This is a genomic window from Candidatus Flexicrinis affinis, assembly GCA_016716525.1.
Lineage (GTDB): Bacteria > Chloroflexota > Anaerolineae > Aggregatilineales > Phototrophicaceae > Flexicrinis > Flexicrinis affinis.
This window is the reverse complement of record JADJWE010000001.1, coordinates 1,899,671-1,917,225: the sequence shown is the minus strand read 5'-3', so window position 1 is coordinate 1,917,225 and position 17,555 is coordinate 1,899,671. Positions and strand designations below refer to the sequence as shown.

Annotated in this window: 13 protein-coding genes; 1 reads left to right on the top strand and 12 read right to left on the bottom strand. The window is 63.4% G+C overall.

All coding sequences use genetic code 11. The features are described 5' to 3' along the window. Nucleotides 1–10 precede the first annotated feature (10 nt). The 11 genes from IPM16_08230 to IPM16_08180 all read right to left on the bottom strand — a co-directional run bounded on the left by IPM16_08230 (nt 11) and on the right by IPM16_08180 (nt 12,130). A complete protein-coding gene (locus IPM16_08230; protein MBK9123099.1) occupies nt 11–739 on the bottom strand; it encodes a sugar phosphate isomerase/epimerase in 729 nt (242 codons plus the stop codon). Next, entirely contained in the window at nt 736–1,803 is a 1,068-nt protein-coding gene (locus IPM16_08225; GenBank protein MBK9123098.1) for a Gfo/Idh/MocA family oxidoreductase, read from the bottom strand. Before IPM16_08225 ends, IPM16_08230 begins: the two co-directional genes overlap by 4 nt. Nucleotides 1,804–1,808: 5 nt before the next feature. Next, complete coding sequence (locus IPM16_08220) at nt 1,809–2,558, bottom strand: ThuA domain-containing protein (protein ID MBK9123097.1); 750 nt, start codon at nt 2,556–2,558, stop codon at nt 1,809–1,811. Between the two features lie 6 nt (nt 2,559–2,564). Then, complete coding sequence (locus IPM16_08215; protein MBK9123096.1) at nt 2,565–3,200, bottom strand: hypothetical protein; 636 nt, start codon at nt 3,198–3,200, stop codon at nt 2,565–2,567. A gap of 88 nt (nt 3,201–3,288) precedes the next feature. Then, complete coding sequence (locus IPM16_08210; GenBank protein MBK9123095.1) at nt 3,289–4,080, bottom strand: ABC transporter permease; 792 nt, start codon at nt 4,078–4,080, stop codon at nt 3,289–3,291. Then, nucleotides 4,070–5,023 (bottom strand): ABC transporter permease, encoded by a 954-nt coding sequence (locus IPM16_08205; GenBank protein MBK9123094.1) that lies wholly within the window; start codon nt 5,021–5,023, stop codon nt 4,070–4,072. The genes IPM16_08210 and IPM16_08205 overlap by 11 nt, the downstream gene beginning before the upstream one ends. A 1-nt stretch (nt 5,024) precedes the next feature. Then, nucleotides 5,025–6,083: an ABC transporter ATP-binding protein gene (locus IPM16_08200; protein MBK9123093.1), complete on the bottom strand. Its 1,059-nt coding sequence runs from the start codon at nt 6,081–6,083 to the stop codon at nt 5,025–5,027. Beyond that, entirely contained in the window at nt 6,080–7,525 is a 1,446-nt protein-coding gene (locus IPM16_08195; protein MBK9123092.1) for a gamma-aminobutyraldehyde dehydrogenase, read from the bottom strand. The genes IPM16_08200 and IPM16_08195 overlap by 4 nt, the downstream gene beginning before the upstream one ends. A gap of 105 nt (nt 7,526–7,630) precedes the next feature. Next, entirely contained in the window at nt 7,631–8,791 is a 1,161-nt protein-coding gene (locus IPM16_08190) for an ABC transporter substrate-binding protein (GenBank protein MBK9123091.1), read from the bottom strand. Between the two features lie 493 nt (nt 8,792–9,284). Continuing rightward, a complete protein-coding gene (locus tag IPM16_08185) occupies nt 9,285–10,736 on the bottom strand; it encodes a CoA-acylating methylmalonate-semialdehyde dehydrogenase (GenBank protein MBK9123090.1) in 1,452 nt (483 codons plus the stop codon). Nucleotides 10,737–10,843: 107 nt separating this feature from the next. Further along, nucleotides 10,844–12,130, bottom strand: a complete 1,287-nt coding sequence (locus IPM16_08180; GenBank protein MBK9123089.1) for an aspartate aminotransferase family protein — start codon at nt 12,128–12,130, stop codon at nt 10,844–10,846. 108 nt (nt 12,131–12,238) lie between these two features. On the opposite strand from IPM16_08180, the gene IPM16_08175 reads away from it, so the two are divergent. After that, entirely contained in the window at nt 12,239–13,612 is a 1,374-nt protein-coding gene (locus IPM16_08175; GenBank protein MBK9123088.1) for an aldehyde dehydrogenase family protein, read from the top strand. Nucleotides 13,613–13,621: 9 nt separating this feature from the next. Here the strand turns inward: IPM16_08175 and IPM16_08170 are convergent, their stop codons facing one another. Continuing rightward, nucleotides 13,622–17,485 (bottom strand): protein kinase, encoded by a 3,864-nt coding sequence (locus tag IPM16_08170; protein MBK9123087.1) that lies wholly within the window; start codon nt 17,483–17,485, stop codon nt 13,622–13,624. Nucleotides 17,486–17,555 lie beyond the last annotated feature (70 nt).

The following is a 17,555-nucleotide window of genomic DNA, read 5'->3' as shown; positions in this document are numbered from 1 at the left end:
CCCCGATGAACTAGATCGAACGCAGGTACCGCAAACTGGCGACGACCGCCTCCAGCATATCCGTATCGCACCGATCAAGCTCGACAAAGCCCCAAGGTGCGCTTGAAGCCGCCATCGCGGCAGGCAGATCGACGTTGCCCTCGCCACAAGCGACCATCGCGTGTTCGTTCGACACGGCGGGGCCGTCTTTCAGGTGCAGCAGGGGCGAGCGCGCACCAAAATCGCGCACGACCTGTGCCGGGTCCAACCCGCCCACTTGCGCCCAGTACAGGTCGAGTTCGAAGATGATGTCCGGCGCGGTCATCTCGGCGAGCTGATACAGTGCGGGACGTCCCTGAACTGTCTGGAATTCCCACCAGTGGTTGTGATACCCATAGCCGAAACCCGCAGCGCGCGCGATCTCGGCGGATTGATTGAGGTCGTCCGCCGCGCGCTTGATGCCGTCCAGCGACGTGTACTGATCCGGAGAGATTGCGGGAACAACGATCGTCTTGACGCCAAGCGCCGCCGACGCATCGAGCCAGCGCTGGCGATCGTCGCCGGCCAGCAGCGGCAGGTGGATGCTGGGGCAGGCCAGCCCACTGCGCGCAAAGACCGCCGCCGCCTGCTCGAACGGCATTGGCAGCCCTGCCCATGGCTCGACGCCCTCAGCGCCGGCCTCTGCGATCGCGGCGATGGTCGACTTAAACTCGTTCTGAAGCTGATCGCGCAGCGAATACAATTGCACACCGATGTTCATGCTTTACCGTCCATTCGGATTTCGCGGCCGGATTCGGCCGACTGATACACAGCGTCGAGAATGGTGATGATCGCCAGCGAGTGCTCGGGCGGTACCGGCGATGGCCGACCGTTGACGATCGCGTCGGCGAAGTCCATGCACTCCAGCGCGTGCGCGCCGAGCGGCGCAGGCAGGTACTTGAGGGCAATATCGTATTGCTGTTTGGGATCCGACCCGCTGGTGTAGATCTCCGCCTTCGGGTAGTGACAGCCGCCTTTGGTGCCGTACAGCCACACCTGCAAGTCTTCATGGTGCGGGCCGTGCATCGCCCACGAGAACTCCATCATCATGGTTGCGCCATTGGCGAAGCGGACGAACCCCGCGGCCAGTTCTTCGACATCCATCTCGGGTGGAACCGGCGTTCCGCCGCCCCACGGCGACCACGCGCCGGGCTGCTTCGAGAGTTCCGTGCGCGATATCCCGCTCACAGTGATCGGCTGCGGGCTGCCCATCAGCCAAAACGCCGTGTCCAACGCGTGCACGCCGATGTCGATGCAGGCGCCTCCGCCGGACTGCGCCTTGAGCACGAAACCCGGGCGGGTCGGCACATTGTTGCGGCGCAGATACCACGCCCGCGCGTGATACACGTCGCCCAATACGCCCTTGTCGACCTCGCCCTTGAGGGCGATAGCCGCCGGCTGATAACGGTGGTGCTGCGCGGTCATCAAAAGCTTGCCCGAACGGTCGCGCGCGGCGATCATACGGCGAACCTCGGCCGGTGTCGGCGCCAGCGGTTTCTCGCAGATGACGTGCTTGCCGGCGTCTAGGGCAGCGATAGCCAGCTCGGCGTGGAAATTGCTGGGCGTACAGATGTCGATGATGTCGATATCCGGCGCGGTGATCAAGTCCTGCGGAAGGCGCGTAAGCCGCCGTACGTCCCACTTGGCGCCCCACGCTTCGAGGGCTTCGAGGCTGACGTCTGCGCCTGCCACGACTTCTGCGTGTGGCGAGGCCGCCCAACCCGGCATGTGCGTATGAGCGATTCCGCCAACGCCGATGACTCCGACCTTAAGTGTTGTCGTCATGTCGGTCAGTCTCCGGTGATGGGCTCGGCGCTGGCGATCGGCTCGATCGGGGCCGACTTGACCGCATCGAGGCGGTAGCTCGAACCCGAGGGCGCAGCCCAGCGCACCGCGTTCTCGATCACGCGCAGCACGTCCGGCTGATAGTAGACCGGGTAGGTTTCGTGGCCGGGGCTGAAGTAGAACACTTTGCCGCGCCCGCGATAGTAACACAAGCCGCTACGGAACACCTCGCCGCCAGGGTACCACGCGATGAAGACAGTCTCATCCGGCGCGGGGACATCGAAGAACTCGCCGTACATCTCGTGCGCGGGGATTTCGATGTACTCGCCCAAGCCGTCGACGATCGGATGGCCCGGGTTGACGATCCAATGGCGTTCCTTCTCGTGCGCCTCGCGCCATTTGAGCGAGCAGGTCGTCCCCATCAGCCGCTTGAAAATCTTACTGTAGTGGCCGCTGTGGAGGACAATCAAGCCCATACCTTGCAGCACGCGCTGTTGCACTTTGTCGACCACGGCATCGCTGACGTCGCCATGAGCCATGTGGCCCCACCACGTCAGCACGTCGGTACTGGCGAGTACGTCGTCGGTCAGGCCGTGCTCTGGATCGTCCAATAGGGCGGCACGGGCCGAGAAGCCCGCGCCGTTAAGGTGATCGATAATCGGTTGATGCAGTCCGTTCGGATAAATGGACTGAACATGCGGAGACCGACGTTCGTGGCGAAACTCGTTCCAAACGGTGACGCGAACCGGTGTCATGAATGCCTACTCCGTGGCAAGCACATACTCGATCGAATTCACAATAGCCTCGATCAGCGGCTGATACCGATCGACCTCGTCGGTACGCACGTACGTGAGAAGGTCGATAAAGGTCGAAGAGAAGTAGGGGCGCGTCGATGCGTACACAGTGAACCCGTAGCGTTCGCTGGTGCCTTCGGAGGCGACGCCCTCGAGCGCATTGATGACTGTTGCCGCGGGAGCGCCCATCGTCGTATCGGGGATCGCGCGCACGAGTCTGCTGTGGTGATCCGCGGCAGTACCGACCGGCGGGGTGGGGATGTCGAGCGTGATCTGGAACACGACTTCGCCAGCCTGCAGCCCTTGACCGAACAGGTTCTCGCCGGCGCTGGGGGTGCTGTAGAGGAAGATGTTGTTCGGATCGGCCACGATCACCTGCCAGCCGTCCGGGTGACGCAGTCGCCACCCGGGCTGGGACGGCGTAGACTGATCGTAGACGATGGGAAGCAGATCGTTGCTAGGCTCCGCCGTGACTTCCGGCGATGGCTCCGCCGTAATCTCAGGGGCGACTGGCGTGTTTCCAGCAGCAGGGGCGGGCGATCCGCACGCGATGAGCATTCCTGCCGCGACGATAAGCAGCACCAACAGCTTGGGATTTGGCATGAGAGACCCGATATTTGGCCGGCAAACGCGCCAAGTATAGTCAGGTTATAGGCAGGCCGCTAGCCCATCGCAGGCCGCGTTTGCGGTTCTAATCGCGCTGATCGCGAGTGAGCCGATGGGCTAGGATAATCGGGATGAACGTCACGGCGATCACAAACAACGCAGCGACGTTGGTCACCGGGCGGTCGCGCGGGCGCGTGAGCTGGCTGAAGATCCAGATCGGAAGCGTCTGCTGGTTGCCTGCTGTGAACGTGGTCACGATGACCTCGTCAAACGACAGTGCAAACGCCAACATGCCCCCGGCGACCAGCGCCGTCGCGATATTCGGCAGGATGATATAGCGGAACGTCTGGAATGACGACGCGCCGAGGTCCATAGACGCCTCGACTTGCGAGTGTGCCGTGCGCCTCAGCCGTGCAACGGTGTTGTTGTAAACCGTCACGATACAGAACGTTGCATGACCGAGGATGATCGTCCACGTACTGAACGGCACGCCGAGAATGCTGACGGCGCTGCGCAGCGCGATGCCAGACACGATACCGGGCAGGGCAATCGGCAGAATCACCAGCAGCGAGATCGAATCGCGGCCGAAGAAGTTTGCCCGGGCCAGCGCCAACGCGATCAGCGTCCCGAGGATAAGCGCCAGCAGCGTCGCAATCACGGCGACCTGCAATGACAGCCCCAGCGCGCGCCAGAAGTCGTCGCGGTTGAACAGCTCGCCGATCCACTGCGTGGTGAGGCCGGGCGGCGGGAAGCGGAACGACGCTTCCTCGGTCGTAAATGCGTAGAGGATGATGATCAACAGCGGGAAGTGCAGGAACACGAACGCGCCGACGGCGCCGAGCTTGACCCCCCAGCCAGCACGCGTACTAGAGTGCATCGAAGGCCCCCAAGCGGCGCGCGAGCAGCAGATACGACAGCATGATGACCACCGGCACGACCGTGAACGCGGCGGCCAGCGGGATGTTCCCTGCCGTACCCTGCTGCGCGTACACGACTTGACCGATGAAGAAGCTGCTGTTGCCGATCACCTGCGGAATGATGTAGTCGCCGAGGGTCAGCGAGAACGTGAAGATGCTCCCGGCGACGACACCGGGGAACGCCAACGGCAGGATAATCCGGCGGAACGTGTAGCGCGGCCGTGCGCCGAGGTCGCTCGACGCCTCGACCAGCGAGTTCGGCACCCGCTCAAGCGCCGTCATGATCGGCAGTACCATGTAGGGAAGCCAGATGTACACGAAGACGAGGAACATGCCGAGGTAGCTGAAGGACAGCGAAGACCCGCCGATGCCCGGTATGGCGAGGATCCCGTCCAGTACACCTCTGAGGCCGAGTGCCTCGAACACCCACGTGATGATGCCTTCCTGCGCGAGGATGATCTTCCACGTGTACACGCGGACGAGATAGCTCGACCACAGCGGCAGCAGCACGGCGAGATACAGGAAGGTCTTGAGCCGCGGCGGCGCAAACCGCGCGGTGTAATACGCCAACGGAAACGCGATCAGCGCGCCGGCCACCGTGACCGCTGCGGCCATGACGGTTGTGCGGACGACGATGTCGATGTTCGCCGCGGTAAACAACTGCTCGTAGGTCGAGAGACCGAATTCGCGGATGATCCGACCGGTGAATCCGTCCAGCCTGAAGAAGCTCTGGGCCAGAAGCGCCGACAGCGAGCCGAGATAGACGACCACCATCCACGCCATCGGCACTGCCAGCAGGGCGAGCAGGGCAAGGGTCGGATGCCGGAAGAACCACGCGCTCACGCGGCGCAGCGGGGACTGCGGCGGCTGAGGAATCTGTCCTTCGAACGTGACTGCCGACATGTTACGCCTCCGCCGGCAGAAGCTCGCGCATCGCCGACCTGTGCCACACGGCGATAATCGACGTCCCGCGCGCGGCAAACACCTCTTCGGCATGCGTGTCGAGGTTCTGCGAGACGACCTCGAGTTCACCGCCGCCGTCTAGCACGACGATGTACCGCGTCGTCATCCCGATGTAAATCACGTCCCGCACCGTGCCGGATGCGCCAACCTGGTCGGGTCCGGGCGTCGTGCCCTGCGGCAGCAGCCTGATCTTCTCCGGCCGGATGCTCAGCGCGGCGGGATGTCCGGAGAGGCGCTGTGCCACGCTGTCGGTGAGGATGTTGGTCGTGCCGACGAACCCGGCGACGAACGCCGTCAGCGGGCGCTCGTAGACGTCCGCCGGCGTCCCGATCTGCTCGATGCGACCGTGGTTGAAGACCGCAAGGCGGTCGCTCATCGTCAGCGCCTCTTCTTGATCGTGCGTCACGAAGATGAACGTGATGCCGACTTCGCGCTGAATCGCCTTGAGCTCAATCTGCATCTGCTGGCGCAGCTTGAGGTCGAGCGCCCCCAACGGCTCGTCCAGCAGCAGCACGCGCGGATGGTTGATCAAGGCTCGGGCAAGGGCGATGCGCTGGCGCTGCCCGCCAGAAAGCTGCGATGGTCTGCGCGCCTGCGTACCCGGCAGGCGCACCATCTCGAGCATTTCGCCCACGCGGCGCTTGATCTCGCGCTTGTCGATCTTGCGAATCATCAGCCCGTAGCCAACGTTCTGCTCGACCGTCATGTGCGGAAAGAGCGCATAGTCTTGAAACACGGTGTTGACGTCGCGGTCGAACGGCGGCACCGAGGTCACGTCGCGCCCGTACAGCGTCACGTAGCCGGCGGTCGGCTGTTCGAAGCCGGCGACGATCCGCAAGCTGGTCGTCTTGCCGCTCCCGGACGGGCCGAGCATCGAGAAGAACTCGCCGTCGAAGATCTCTAGGTCGATGTGGTCGAGGGCTTTGACGGCGCCGAAGTGCTTGCTCACGCCCTTTAGCGCGACAGCGACCTCGGCGCCCGACCGGGATGTCGTGCTCATGCGTTCTTGACCATCACGTGTTTGGTGACTTTGTAGTCGGATACCGCTTCGGCAGACAGGTCTTTTCCGAAACCGGACTGCTTGAACCCGCCGTGCGGCGTCTCGCTGGTAAGCGGGATGTGGTCGTTGATCCAGATCGTGCCGAATTCGAGGTCCGCCGCAATGCGCATGGCGCGGCCGACATCTTTCGTCCACAGCGACGCGGCCAAGCCGTACGCGACATCGTTGCCGAACGCCACGGCGTCGTCATCTCCATCGAACGGGCTGACGGTCAGCACCGGCCCGAACACTTCCTGTTGGATGATCTCGGACTTCTGATCGGCGTCGACGATCACGGTCGGTTCGAAGTAGTAGCCGGTCTCACGACCGGCCGGAACACCGCCACCAGTCAGCACTTTCGCCCCGCTGGCCTTGGCACGTTCGATAAATCCGGCGACCCGGTCGCGCTGGGTCGCGCTGATCAGCGGCCCCATCTGCACGCCCTCTTCGTACTGCGACCCGACCTTGATGCCGCGCATGGCTTCGACCAGCGCCTCGACGGCGTTGTTCATCTGGCTGCGCTGCACGTAGAAACGGGTGGCGGCGGTGCAGTCTTGACCGGTGTTAAACGTGCTCATGATCGAGGCGTTGCCGACCGCGGCTTCGAGATCTGCGTCGTCAAACACGATAAACGGGGCTTTGCCGCCCAGTTCCAAGTGCACGCGCTTGAGTGTGTCCGCGGCGGTTTTCATGATCTTCTTGCCGGTGGCGGTCGATCCGGTCAGGCTGACCATGCGCACCAGCGGATGCTCCACGATGGCTTGACCCGCGTCGTTGCCCCCACTGACGACATTGATCACGCCGTCAGGGATTCCGGCTTCTTTGGTCAGTTCGGCCAGCATGAGCGACGTGAGCGGGGTCGTCGGCGCGGGTTTGAGCACGACCGTGCAGCCTGCTGCCAGTGCCGGCCCAATCTTCCAGATGGCCATCATCAACGGGTAATTCCACGGCGCGATTTGGCCGACGACACCCACCGGCTCGCGGCGGTAGATCGACGTGTAGCCCGCAAGGTACTCGCCTGCCGTGTAGCCGTGCGTGTCGCGCGCTGCGGCGGAGAAGAAGCGCAGGTTGTCGACAGCAAACGGCAGGTCGGCGCCGATGCTGACAAACTCGTATGGTTTGCCCGTGTTGTCCGATTCTACGCGAGCGAATTGCTCGGCATGGTTCGCCAGCAAGTCTCCGAGGCGGAACAGCGCAAGCGACCGTTCCTTTGGCATCAGCTTCGACCAGCGCCCGTCGTAGAATGCGTTGTGCGCGGCCTGTACGGCACGGTCGACATCTGCGCGACCCGCTTCCGAGACGGTCGCAATCGTCTTGCCCGATGCCGGGTCTTCAATGTCCCGGCGTGCGCCGTCGGCCGCGTCCTGCCAGCGCCCGTCAATCCACAGCTTGAAATCCGTCATCGTTTGCTCCCAAAAGGCTGTCAGTTAGAGGGAATCAATAACCAAAGGATGCCCGGCACGCGACCGGGCATCCTCCGAAACTATCACACGAAACGGCGCTGCAAGCTAACGCCCGCCAATAACGGCGATGTAGCTCGTGACCCACTCGTAGTAGGGCACGCACTGCACGTCGGTGCGGCCATCCTGGCAGGCTGCGGTCGGCGTGCGCCAGAAACTGATGCGCTCGAAGTTGTCCAACCCGTTGGTGGAACAGCCCTCGTCACCCAGCAGTTCGTTGCCCTCGCAGGCCGACAAATTCACTGGAACGCTGCCGAACCAGAATGCCAGATCGCCTTGCAGCTTGGGATTGATCGACCACTCGAGCCACATGTACGCGCAGTTGGGGTGCGGCGCGTTCACATGCATCATGGTCGTGTCCGCCCAGCCCGTCGCGCCTTCGACTGGGACAGTGCTGGCGATCGGAGCGCCGCCGGCAACGAGCAGATTTACCTGGAACGGCCACGTGCTGCTCGCCGCGACGCCTTCGTTGGTGAAGTCGTCAATCTGGATGAACGCGTCGTGCCAGTAACGGCCGACCAGCGCGCGCTGTTGGCGCAGCAGGTCAAGCACGGCGTTGAACTGGTCGCGGTCAAGGCTGTACGGGTCGGTGATTCCCAGTTCGGGGTTGTGGTACATCAGGTACAGGGCGGCGTCCGCGATGTAGATCGGGCCGTCATACGCCTGAACGCGGCCGGCATTCGATTCGCCGTCAGGCAGAGTCTGCTCTTCGAAGACCACCGACCAGCTATCCGGCACGACGTCGCCGAAGACTTCGGTATTGTACGCCAGTACATTCGAGCCCCACTGGTACGGAACGCCGTAATGTACGCCATCGACCGTGAACCACGGGGCATTCTGCAGGCGCTCGTCGACCGCACTCCAGCTCGGGACGAGATCTGTGTTGATCGGCTGGACGCGCTCGCCTGCGATCAGGCGCAAGCTGGCGTCGCCAGAGGCCGTCACGAGATCAAATACGCCCTCGTTCATCAGCGCGACCATCTCGTCCGACGTCGCTGCCGTCTTGATGTTGACCATGCAGCCCGTCTGCTCTTCAAAGCCGGTTACCCAGTCGAACGCGGGATCGGTCTCGCCACGCTCGATATAACCCGGCCACGCAATAATGTCGACCTGACCCTCGCCGGGGCCAACCTCAGTCATCTGTGCGAAAGCGGCAGGCGCCATAACGAACAACGCCGCCACCACGACTAAAAGCAAGAACTTCTTCATGGTATATCTCCTCGGATGCCACACACCTAAAAATGCGTGCGGATGCGTAGAAAATACTCCTGCGGAATACGATTTGCAACAAACACGAAGAAAGTCACCGGCCGCCTCGAGTCAATCAGGCGGCCGGAGTGAGGAGTAGAGCTAGGACGCGGCGTACTCTGCGTGCTGCTTGCCGGTCTGTTCAAGCGAACGTGCCGCAGACCGAACGTTGATCTTCGGGGCGACATCTCCGTAGAAGCGCGCGGCAATGGTGGCGACTTGGGACGGGGACGCGCCCGACGGCAGTGTGTAGTCTGCCGCGTTCAGTCCCTCGATCGGCTCGAGCGTGATCTCGACGACGTTTTCTCGCCGGACCCGCTCAAGCTTTCTGCTTGCGCTTCTCGCTCGCTGCGGCCCAGTCTGGTTTGCCTGCCGCCGCGTACACGTCGACCAGTCTAGCCTCAAGCTCAATGGCGAACGTCAGCACCGAGCCAAAGGAATTCAGTTCGGTCATCTACAGCCACCGTTCGATGACGATCTTGCGCTCGGTGTAGAACTCGATGCTGTCGCTGCCCTGACCGTGCAGGTCGCCAAAGAACGAGTCTTTCTGCCCGCCGAACGGGAACGACGCCGACGGTGCGGCAACGCCGATGTTCACACCGATGTTGCCAGCGTTGACGCGGTACTTGAATTCGCGCGCATGCCCGCCGCTGCTGGTGAAGATGCTGGCGGCGTTTCCGTAATGGCTGCTGTTGATGAGGTCAACGGCATCCTCGAAGTCATCGGCGCGCATCAGTGAGAGCACCGGCCCGAAAATCTCCTCGGTGGCGACCGTCGTGCCGGGCTTGACCTCACCGAGGATCGTCGGACCTACGAACGTTCCATCCTCGTAGCCATCGACCTTGAGGCTGCGCCCGTCGAGGATGACCTCGGCGCCTTCGTCCACCCCGCGCGCGATCATGCGCTCGATACGCTCGCGGGCGGCGGGGCTAATGACCGTGCCCATCTGCGTCTGCTCGTTGAGCCCGTAGCCGACGCGCAGCTTGCTGGCCTGCTTGACCAACTCGTCACGCACCTTGTCATACGCATCGCCGACGCCGACGACGACCGCCGCGGCGAGGCAACGCTGGCCTGCGCAGCCATAGGCTGCACCGAGGATGTTGCGTACGCTGGCTTCCATATTCGCATCGGGCATCACGGCGATGTAATTCTTCGCGCCGCCCTGCGCCTGAACCCGCTTGCCGTGCCGGGTGCAGGTTTCATACACGATCTTGGCGACGGGCGTGCTACCCACGAAGCTCACACCGGTGACGCCGGGGTGCTCCATGATCGCCGTGGCCGACGTCACGCCGCCCTGTACGAGGTTGACCACGCCGGGTGGCAGGTCGAGTTCTTCAAGCAGTTCGTACAGCAGCTCGGCACTGATCGGTGTCTGCGGAGAGGGCTTGAGGATGAATGTGTTGCCGCACGTAATGGCGGTTGGCAGGAACCACAGCGGTACCATGCTGGGGAAGTTGAACGGTGTGATGGCCGCAAACACGCCGGCCGGCTGCCGCAGCGTCGTCTCGTCGATCCCGCTAGACACGTCTTCCAGGCCATCGGTGCGCATCAGGAAGGGCACGCCGATGGCATAGTCGACCGATTCGATCCCGCGCCGCACTTCGCCGCGCGCCTCGTCGAGCGTCTTGCCGTTCTCACGCACGACCATTTCGGACAGCTTGTCGAAGTTGTCTTCCATCAAGACTTTGAAATGGTGCATGTATTGCGCGCGTACCATCACTGGCGTAGTGCGCCATTCCTCGAACCCTTCCCGGGCCGCCTTGACGGCCTGATCGACGTCTGCCACGGTGGAATCCGGGCATTCGGCCAGTACCTCGCAGGTCGCGGGATCGACCACAGGTGTCGAGGCAGACGCCGCTGACTCGACCCATTCGCCCCCGATGTAGTTCTTTAGTCGTTTCGTCATTGCGCCATCCCTTTCCAAGAATAGTCGGTCGGTTGACCCCGGTCTTCAGGCGTGCGCATCATTATACAGTGCCGGTCTGGCCCGCGCACGAGGGCAAACATCTTCGATTATGACTGCGTTGAGGCGGCCGCATCCACTGCCTCGCCAAGCGCATCACGGAAGATGGCCAGCGCATCCTCGATCTGCGCATCGGTCACGATCAACGGCGGTATCCAGCGCACGACGTTTTCGTATGTGCCGCACGTCAGCAAGAGCAGTCCGCGTTTGAGGCAGCTTGCCGCCGCCGCCTTGCACGTGAGCTTGTCCGGCTTGCCATCCGCACCTGTGAACTCGACACCGATCATCAGCCCGCGCCCGCGCACATCGCCGATCGCGGGGAACTCCGCCTGCAGTTCCTTGAGACCTGCCATCAGCGTCTCGCCGCGCGCGGCGGCATTGTCGGCCAGCTTCTCCTCCACGATGACGTTGACCGTCTCAAGCGCGGCGGCCATGACGACGGCCGATCCGCCGCCGTAGGTCCCGCCGTGCGAGCCGGTCACCCAGCGTTCCATGATGCTGCGCGGCGCCGCCACACCGCTGATCGGCAGGCCGCTTCCTAGTCCTTTCGCCATGATGACGATATCCGGCTCGATTCCGGCGTGCTCGAAGCAGAACAGCTTGCCCGTGCGCCCGAAGCCGGTCTGCACCTCGTCTGCGACGAACATGATCCCGTGCTGCGAACACAGCGCGCGCAGTTCTTTGAGGAAGTCGACCGGGGCGGGGACGTAGCCGCCTTCGCCCAGCACCGGTTCGATGATGATCGCGGCGGTGTCGTCCGGCGAGGACTGTGCCTTGAGGACGTAGTCCAGCTGTTTGAGGCAGAACGCGGTCGCCTCATCGTCGCTCATGCCGAGGTAGTAGCTGTACGGAAACGGCGCGACGGCGATCCCCGACGGGAGCGGATGGTACTTGTACTTGTAGACCGTCTTGGATGTCGTCATCGCCATCGTTTGCGCGGTACGGCCGTGGAAGCTGCCCTGAAACACGATGATGTTGGTACGCGCCGTGGCATGGCGTGCCAACTTTACCGCGCCTTCGGTCGCCTCTGCGCCGCTGTTTGAGAAGAAGAACGAGTCGATCGACGGGGGGGTGATCGCATTCAACGCGTCGCCTAGCGCGGCGGTAAGCGGATTGATCACGACGTTCATCTGCGCAAACAGGAGCTTCTCGGCCTGAGTCTGGATCGCCTTGACGACCCGCGGGTGACAGTGACCCGTATTAGTAACGCCGATTCCGCACGTGAAATCCACGTAGCGCCGGCCCGCCGAATCGTATAAGTTGATGCCTTCGCCGCGCACCGGCGCCATGTGCGTGAGGTGCGACCAAACTGGCGAAAGGTGGTCTGTCGTGCTCATGAGGGATACTCCCTTGATGTTGGCTAGCCACCGCGGCGTCGCTACAATCAACATCCTGATTGTAAACCGCGCTCCCCGTTTTCACACGCGGGACAGGAGGTCATATTGATGCGAACCGACATTCATAGCCCTTACGATGGCTCGGTTGTTGGGAGCGTGTTCGAGTCCAGCGAGCAGGTTGTAAAGGACTCGATTGCGCGCGCCGAAGCGATCCGGCCGAAGCTGGCCGCAATGCCAGCGCACCGTCGGTCGGCGATCCTTCGCCGGGTAAGCGACTTGATCGACGCCAATGCCGGTGACCTCGCCGTGATGATGGCGCGCGAAAGCGGCAAGCCGATGCGCTACGCCCGCGGCGAAGTCGCGCGCGCGGTGGAGACGTTCGCGTTTGCCGCCGAAGAAGCCAAGCGCATACATGGTGAGACTGTGCCCCTCGACGCGGCCAAAGGCGGTGTCGGGAAGATGGGATATTACGTACGTGTCCCGGTCGGCGTCGTCGCTGCCATTACACCGTTCAATTTCCCGCTCAATCTCGTGGCGCATAAGGTCGCGCCGGCGATCGCCGCCGGATGCCCGATCGTACTCAAACCGGCGCCGGCTACGCCGCTCACTGCGCTGCGTTTGGCGGAGATGTTCTCCGAAGCCGGCCTGCCGGACGGCGCGTTTTCGGTTGTCGTTGGCGGAACCGACGTTGGCCGGTGGCTGACAACCGATCCGCGCGTCGCCATGATCTCGTTCACCGGCAGCCCGCCGGTGGCACGCGCAATCAGCGAGGTTGCCGGCTTGCGCAGGACAACGTTCGAACTGGGCGGAAACGCGGCCGTCGTTGTGGACGACACGATAGAACTCGACGGCGTGGTCGACAAGTTGGTGACCGGCGCCTTCGCCTACAGTGGGCAAGTGTGTATCAGCGTGCAGCGCATCTACGTGCATCGGTCACGCTATGACTCGTTCATGGCCGATTTCTCTGCGCGCACCAAGCGGCTCAAGCTGGGCGATCCGGTTGAGGACGGCACCGAGATCGGCCCGATCATCACCGATCAGGCGGCCGACCGTATCGAGGCGTGGGTGAACGAGGCCGAACAGGCCGGTGCGCGTGTGGAGACGACCGCACCGCGCAAGGGCCGCATGCTCGCCCCGTCGATCGTGACCAACGCGACGCGCGATATGAAGGTGATGCGCGAAGAGGTGTTCGGGCCGGTCGTTAACGTACTGCCTTACGACGACTTCGACGACGCGTTGGTGCAGGTCAACGACAGCCCATTCGGGCTTCAAGCGGGGGTCTTTACCCGCGACCTGAACCGTGCCATGCGTGCCGTGCAGGCGCTGGATGTCGGCGGCGTGATGATCAACGACGCCCCGACCTTCCGGGTCGACCACATGCCCTACGGCGGCAACAAGGACAGCGGAGTCGGGCGCGAAGGCCCACGCTTCGCGATTGAGGACATGACGACGCTCAAGATGATCGTCTTCTCTACGGCGTAGCGGACCGCGCTATCGTCGGACGGATGACGCGATCGTCCAGCCTTCAAACGGGTTGCGCGGCCGGTCGACGCGGATGTAGACCCACTCGCCGCCCTCAGCCTCGGCCATCACGTACACCTCTTGCCCGGCGCTGGCCGCACCGACGCGGCTGAACCCCGCACCCGGGAACAGGCGGATATTCGCGTTGGTGTTCATCTCGCCGCGCGGTACCGCGTCGGTCACCGCCGATGCGGTGCGGTACAACGAGCGCACTGTGATGTTGTTCAGGCAGATGGTGGTGCCGGGCGAGGCTTCGATCCCGACGAAGCCGTTGGCATAGGTGCTCTCGAACAGCTCGTATTCGCTGATCTGCAGCCCGTCGAAGAACGTGCGGATCTTCTCGTTGTCGACTTCGGCGCGCAGAACACCCCACTGGCCGGCTCGGATGTTGACCGGGTATTGCCCCATGCCCAACGACTGACCAGTCGCCCGCAAGGTGAACTGCGAGACGTTGTTGGCGCTGGCGTCGATCCGATGCCGGATGCCGGTGCCGTCGGACTGCATGCGCGTGATGATGTCGAATTGCCCGCGCTGATTGGTGCGGTACTGGAATTCGACCGTGACTTCGTAGCTGCGCCATTCCTCGGAACCGAACGTCAGCAGCGCGCTCTCGTCGCCGCCGACACTGCACAGTGTCGATTCCTCGTTGAACGGGCGGATTTCCCAGCCCCGGGTCGAGATAGACTCTAGCTCGGAGTCGAAACCCGACTGCGCCATCACTTGCAGGAACCCCGGGTCGCCGCTGAGCGGATCGGTACTGGCTGTACCCGGCGCCGCAAGCGGGAGCGCGTTCACGTTGCCTTCGATACGGTAGCCGGCGGACTCCCTCAAAACCCAGCCGTCGCGGTCGCGCAGTTGGACTTTGTACCAGAGGCCGTCCGTCGTAACGCCGAGCACGACGAGCCGTGCGTTCGTCACATTGATCGCCGTCGCTGTCTGAGACGGATTGTTGTAGACCAGCAGCGGGCGCGTCCCGATCGCCATGTACACGGCGCTTGTGGCTGTCGGTCCGGAAGTCGGCGTCTGCGTCGCCGCCAACGTCGGTGAGGGCGTGGATGTCGGTGGAACGGTTGTCACTGTCGGCGCAGCCGCGATCAGTGTCGGCAGCGGCTGAACTGCGGCGATCGCTGCGGGATCAGGACGCCACGCCGCGCCGGTGTCGTCGGTGCTGAACGTCAACTGCTTCAGCTCGCCGGTGCCGAGGTCGATCTGCCACAGGTCGAATTGGGTAGATTCGTCCCGAAGAGTCTCGAAGATCGCAACCGAGCCATCCGGGGCGACGACCGGGAAACCTTCTTCAAGGCTCGGCGTGTTCGTCAGCTTCGTGATCGTGCCGTTGTCCAGCCGGTACGTGTACAGGTCGAAGCCTGCGTCGTAACCCTGATACAGGATTGCGCTTCCGTCCGGCAGCCATGCGGGATAGAACGCGCTCGGCGTCAACACCTGCTGATCGCTGCCGTCGAAGTTCATCAGTCCCAAGCTGTTGATGCCAGTCCGGGCGGTCGAGAAGGCGATTTGCCGACCATCGGGCGACCACTTCGGCTCGTAGTCAAAGCCTGGTGAAAACGTCAGCCGCGTGAGGCCGGTTCCGTCGGACCGGACGACGTAGATCTCAGAACCGGTCGGCTCGTCGGTACGGGCCGAGAACGCGATGTACTGGCCGTCGGGCGACCACGCCGGACCAGATGGGATGTTGACGTCAGGCTGGCCGATAATCCGCCGCAATCCGCTGCCGTTCGGCCGAATCGCCCAGATCTCAGCGGCGCCGTTGTAACCCCCGATGAACGCGATTTCTGATCCGTCAGGCGCCCACGTAGGCTCCGTCTCGCCGCCGAACGCGTCGGTAAGCTGGCGAACGATCGTGCCGGACCTGTCGGTGAGGTAGAGGTCCATCGTTCCACCGCGGCGCGAAGCATATACGATCTCCAGCGCGGCCAAGTCGAGTGTGGGCGAGGGCGTAACGGTTGGCGTTTCGGTCGGCGTATCGGTTGGCGTAGACGTAGGCGTGTCGGTAGCGGTCGGACTTGGCGTGATCGTTGCGGTTGCCGTGTCGGTCGGTGTCGCCGTCGCCGTGTCTGTGTGCGTCGGCGACGGGGTCACCGTGTCGGTCGCGGTAGACGTCGCGGTCGCGGTGTCTGTTGCTGTCGCCGTCGCGGTTGGGGTTGCAGTCGACGTTGCGGTCGCGGTCTCGGTCGGCGGTACATCGGTCGTCGTCGCGGTGGGCGAGCTGGTGATAGTCGCGGTCGCCGTCGCCGTTGCGGTGTCGGTCGCAGTCGATGTTGCCGTTGCCGTGACCGTCGGTGTCTCGGTCAGGATCAGGACGAGACCACCTTCGGTCGTAGGCGTTTCATCGAATGACGCTGTCTCGGTTGAGGTTGCGGTTGGCGGCGCCGAAGTGTCGGTCGCGGTTGGCGGCGGGACGGTGTCCGTCGCGGTCGGAGGAACGTCGGTCGGCGTGTTTGTATCGGCCGGACGCTCAGTCACAGCGGTTTCCGGCGTATCGGTCTCGGTCACGACCGTCGGCGGTACGATCACCGCGGATGTCTCGGACGGGGTCGGTTCGACGCCCACGTCAGTAGCTGTCGATACCGGACCCTCTTCGGTGGCCGTCGGGGTTGGCGTCTCGGTCTCGATGATGGTCAATCCACTGCCCGGCGTGTTGCTGACTTCGGCGACCACGATCGGCTGTTCGCCGCCGCGGCTGCCCAGCAGGACGATCAGAATGGCGGCCAGCAGTACGATCACGACCAGGACGAGGTACGTGATCGGGTTCTTGTGTATCGGCGTCGGCTGAGTTAGGCCAACCTGCTGAGAGGGCGGCGGTGTATGGCCAACGCCCACGCTGCCGGCGGCGCTCGGACTTGTACCCGACCGCTGCGAAGACGATCCGCCGGGAGTGATTGGGGTTAGCGGGGCTATTCCGGGCGGACGCAAGCTGCGGGTCGGGATCTTGCTGGTAAAGAATGCGGTGGAATCGCCCTTCGAGCCCTCAATCGCCGCCTCGAACGACAGGGCAAACGCGGCCACCGACGGGAAGCGATCTTCCGGTTCCTTCGAGAGCGCGCGATCCAGTACGATATTGACCGCCGGTGGCAGGTCCGCGCGGAAGGACTGGGCTGGAGTCGGCTGTTCGTGTAGATGCTTGTGCAGAAGCTCATACGGCGTCGCGGCTTCGAACGGCACGCGGCCCGTGATCATCGCGTAGACGAGGACCGCGAGAGCGTACTGATCGGCGGCAGGCGTCAGCTCCTTTCCGGCCCACTGTTCCGGAGGCATATACGCGGGCGTGCCCATCGCCATGCCGGTGCCGGTCAGGCCGGACTGAGCACCCATCAGCTTCGCGATGCCGAAGTCGACAAGGTATCCGTTGCCTTGATTGTCGAACATCACGTTGCTGGTCTTGATGTCGCGGTGGATCACGCCTTGATTGTGCGCGTAGGCGAGCGCGCTGCTCAACTGCGCGACGAGGATCGCAGTTTCGCCAAGCGAGGGGAGGACGGGCTGGTCCTTGTCGTCGCGTTGATTCAGACGTTGGGCGAGCGTGCCGCCCGTCAGCAAGCGCATGACGAGGTAGCTCGTGCCCTGCTGCGTGCCGTAATCGAAGATGCTGACGATGTGCGGGTGTTCAAGCGCCGCGGCCGTTTGCGCCTCGCGGTTGAACCGCTCGACGTAGCCGGGTTCGTTGGCGAGCGTCGAAGGCAGCACCTTAACGGCGACTTCGCGCTTCAGACTGGTCTGGAAACCGCGATACACTGCGCCCATGCCGCCCACACCGAGCAGCTCGCGCAGTTCGTATTGGCCTAGCATGTGCCCAACAAGGTTCTCGTGGGCCATTTCTCCCCCAGACTTTACCGCGGACCGGACATTAGTTTAGCGCAATCGGAGTGCCCGGCAAGCGATCATC

Bases quoted from the DNA above. Each gene is read 5' to 3' on its own strand.
- IPM16_08230 (MBK9123099.1), bottom strand. From the start codon at position 739: ATGAACATCGGTGTGCAATTGTATTCGCTGCGCGATCAGCTTCAGAAC.
- IPM16_08225 (MBK9123098.1), bottom strand. From the start codon at position 1,803: ATGACGACAACACTTAAGGTCGGAGTCATCGGCGTTGGCGGAATCGCT.
- IPM16_08220 (MBK9123097.1), bottom strand. From the start codon at position 2,558: ATGACACCGGTTCGCGTCACCGTTTGGAACGAGTTTCGCCACGAACGT.
- IPM16_08215 (MBK9123096.1), bottom strand. From the start codon at position 3,200: ATGCCAAATCCCAAGCTGTTGGTGCTGCTTATCGTCGCGGCAGGAATG.
- IPM16_08210 (MBK9123095.1), bottom strand. From the start codon at position 4,080: ATGCACTCTAGTACGCGTGCTGGCTGGGGGGTCAAGCTCGGCGCCGTC.
- IPM16_08205 (MBK9123094.1), bottom strand. From the start codon at position 5,023: ATGTCGGCAGTCACGTTCGAAGGACAGATTCCTCAGCCGCCGCAGTCC.
- IPM16_08200 (MBK9123093.1), bottom strand. From the start codon at position 6,083: ATGAGCACGACATCCCGGTCGGGCGCCGAGGTCGCTGTCGCGCTAAAG.
- IPM16_08195 (MBK9123092.1), bottom strand. From the start codon at position 7,525: ATGACGGATTTCAAGCTGTGGATTGACGGGCGCTGGCAGGACGCGGCC.
- IPM16_08190 (MBK9123091.1), bottom strand. From the start codon at position 8,791: ATGAAGAAGTTCTTGCTTTTAGTCGTGGTGGCGGCGTTGTTCGTTATG.
- IPM16_08185 (MBK9123090.1), bottom strand. From the start codon at position 10,736: ATGACGAAACGACTAAAGAACTACATCGGGGGCGAATGGGTCGAGTCA.
- IPM16_08180 (MBK9123089.1), bottom strand. From the start codon at position 12,130: ATGAGCACGACAGACCACCTTTCGCCAGTTTGGTCGCACCTCACGCAC.
- IPM16_08175 (MBK9123088.1), top strand. From the start codon at position 12,239: ATGCGAACCGACATTCATAGCCCTTACGATGGCTCGGTTGTTGGGAGC.
- IPM16_08170 (MBK9123087.1), bottom strand. From the start codon at position 17,485: ATGGCCCACGAGAACCTTGTTGGGCACATGCTAGGCCAATACGAACTG.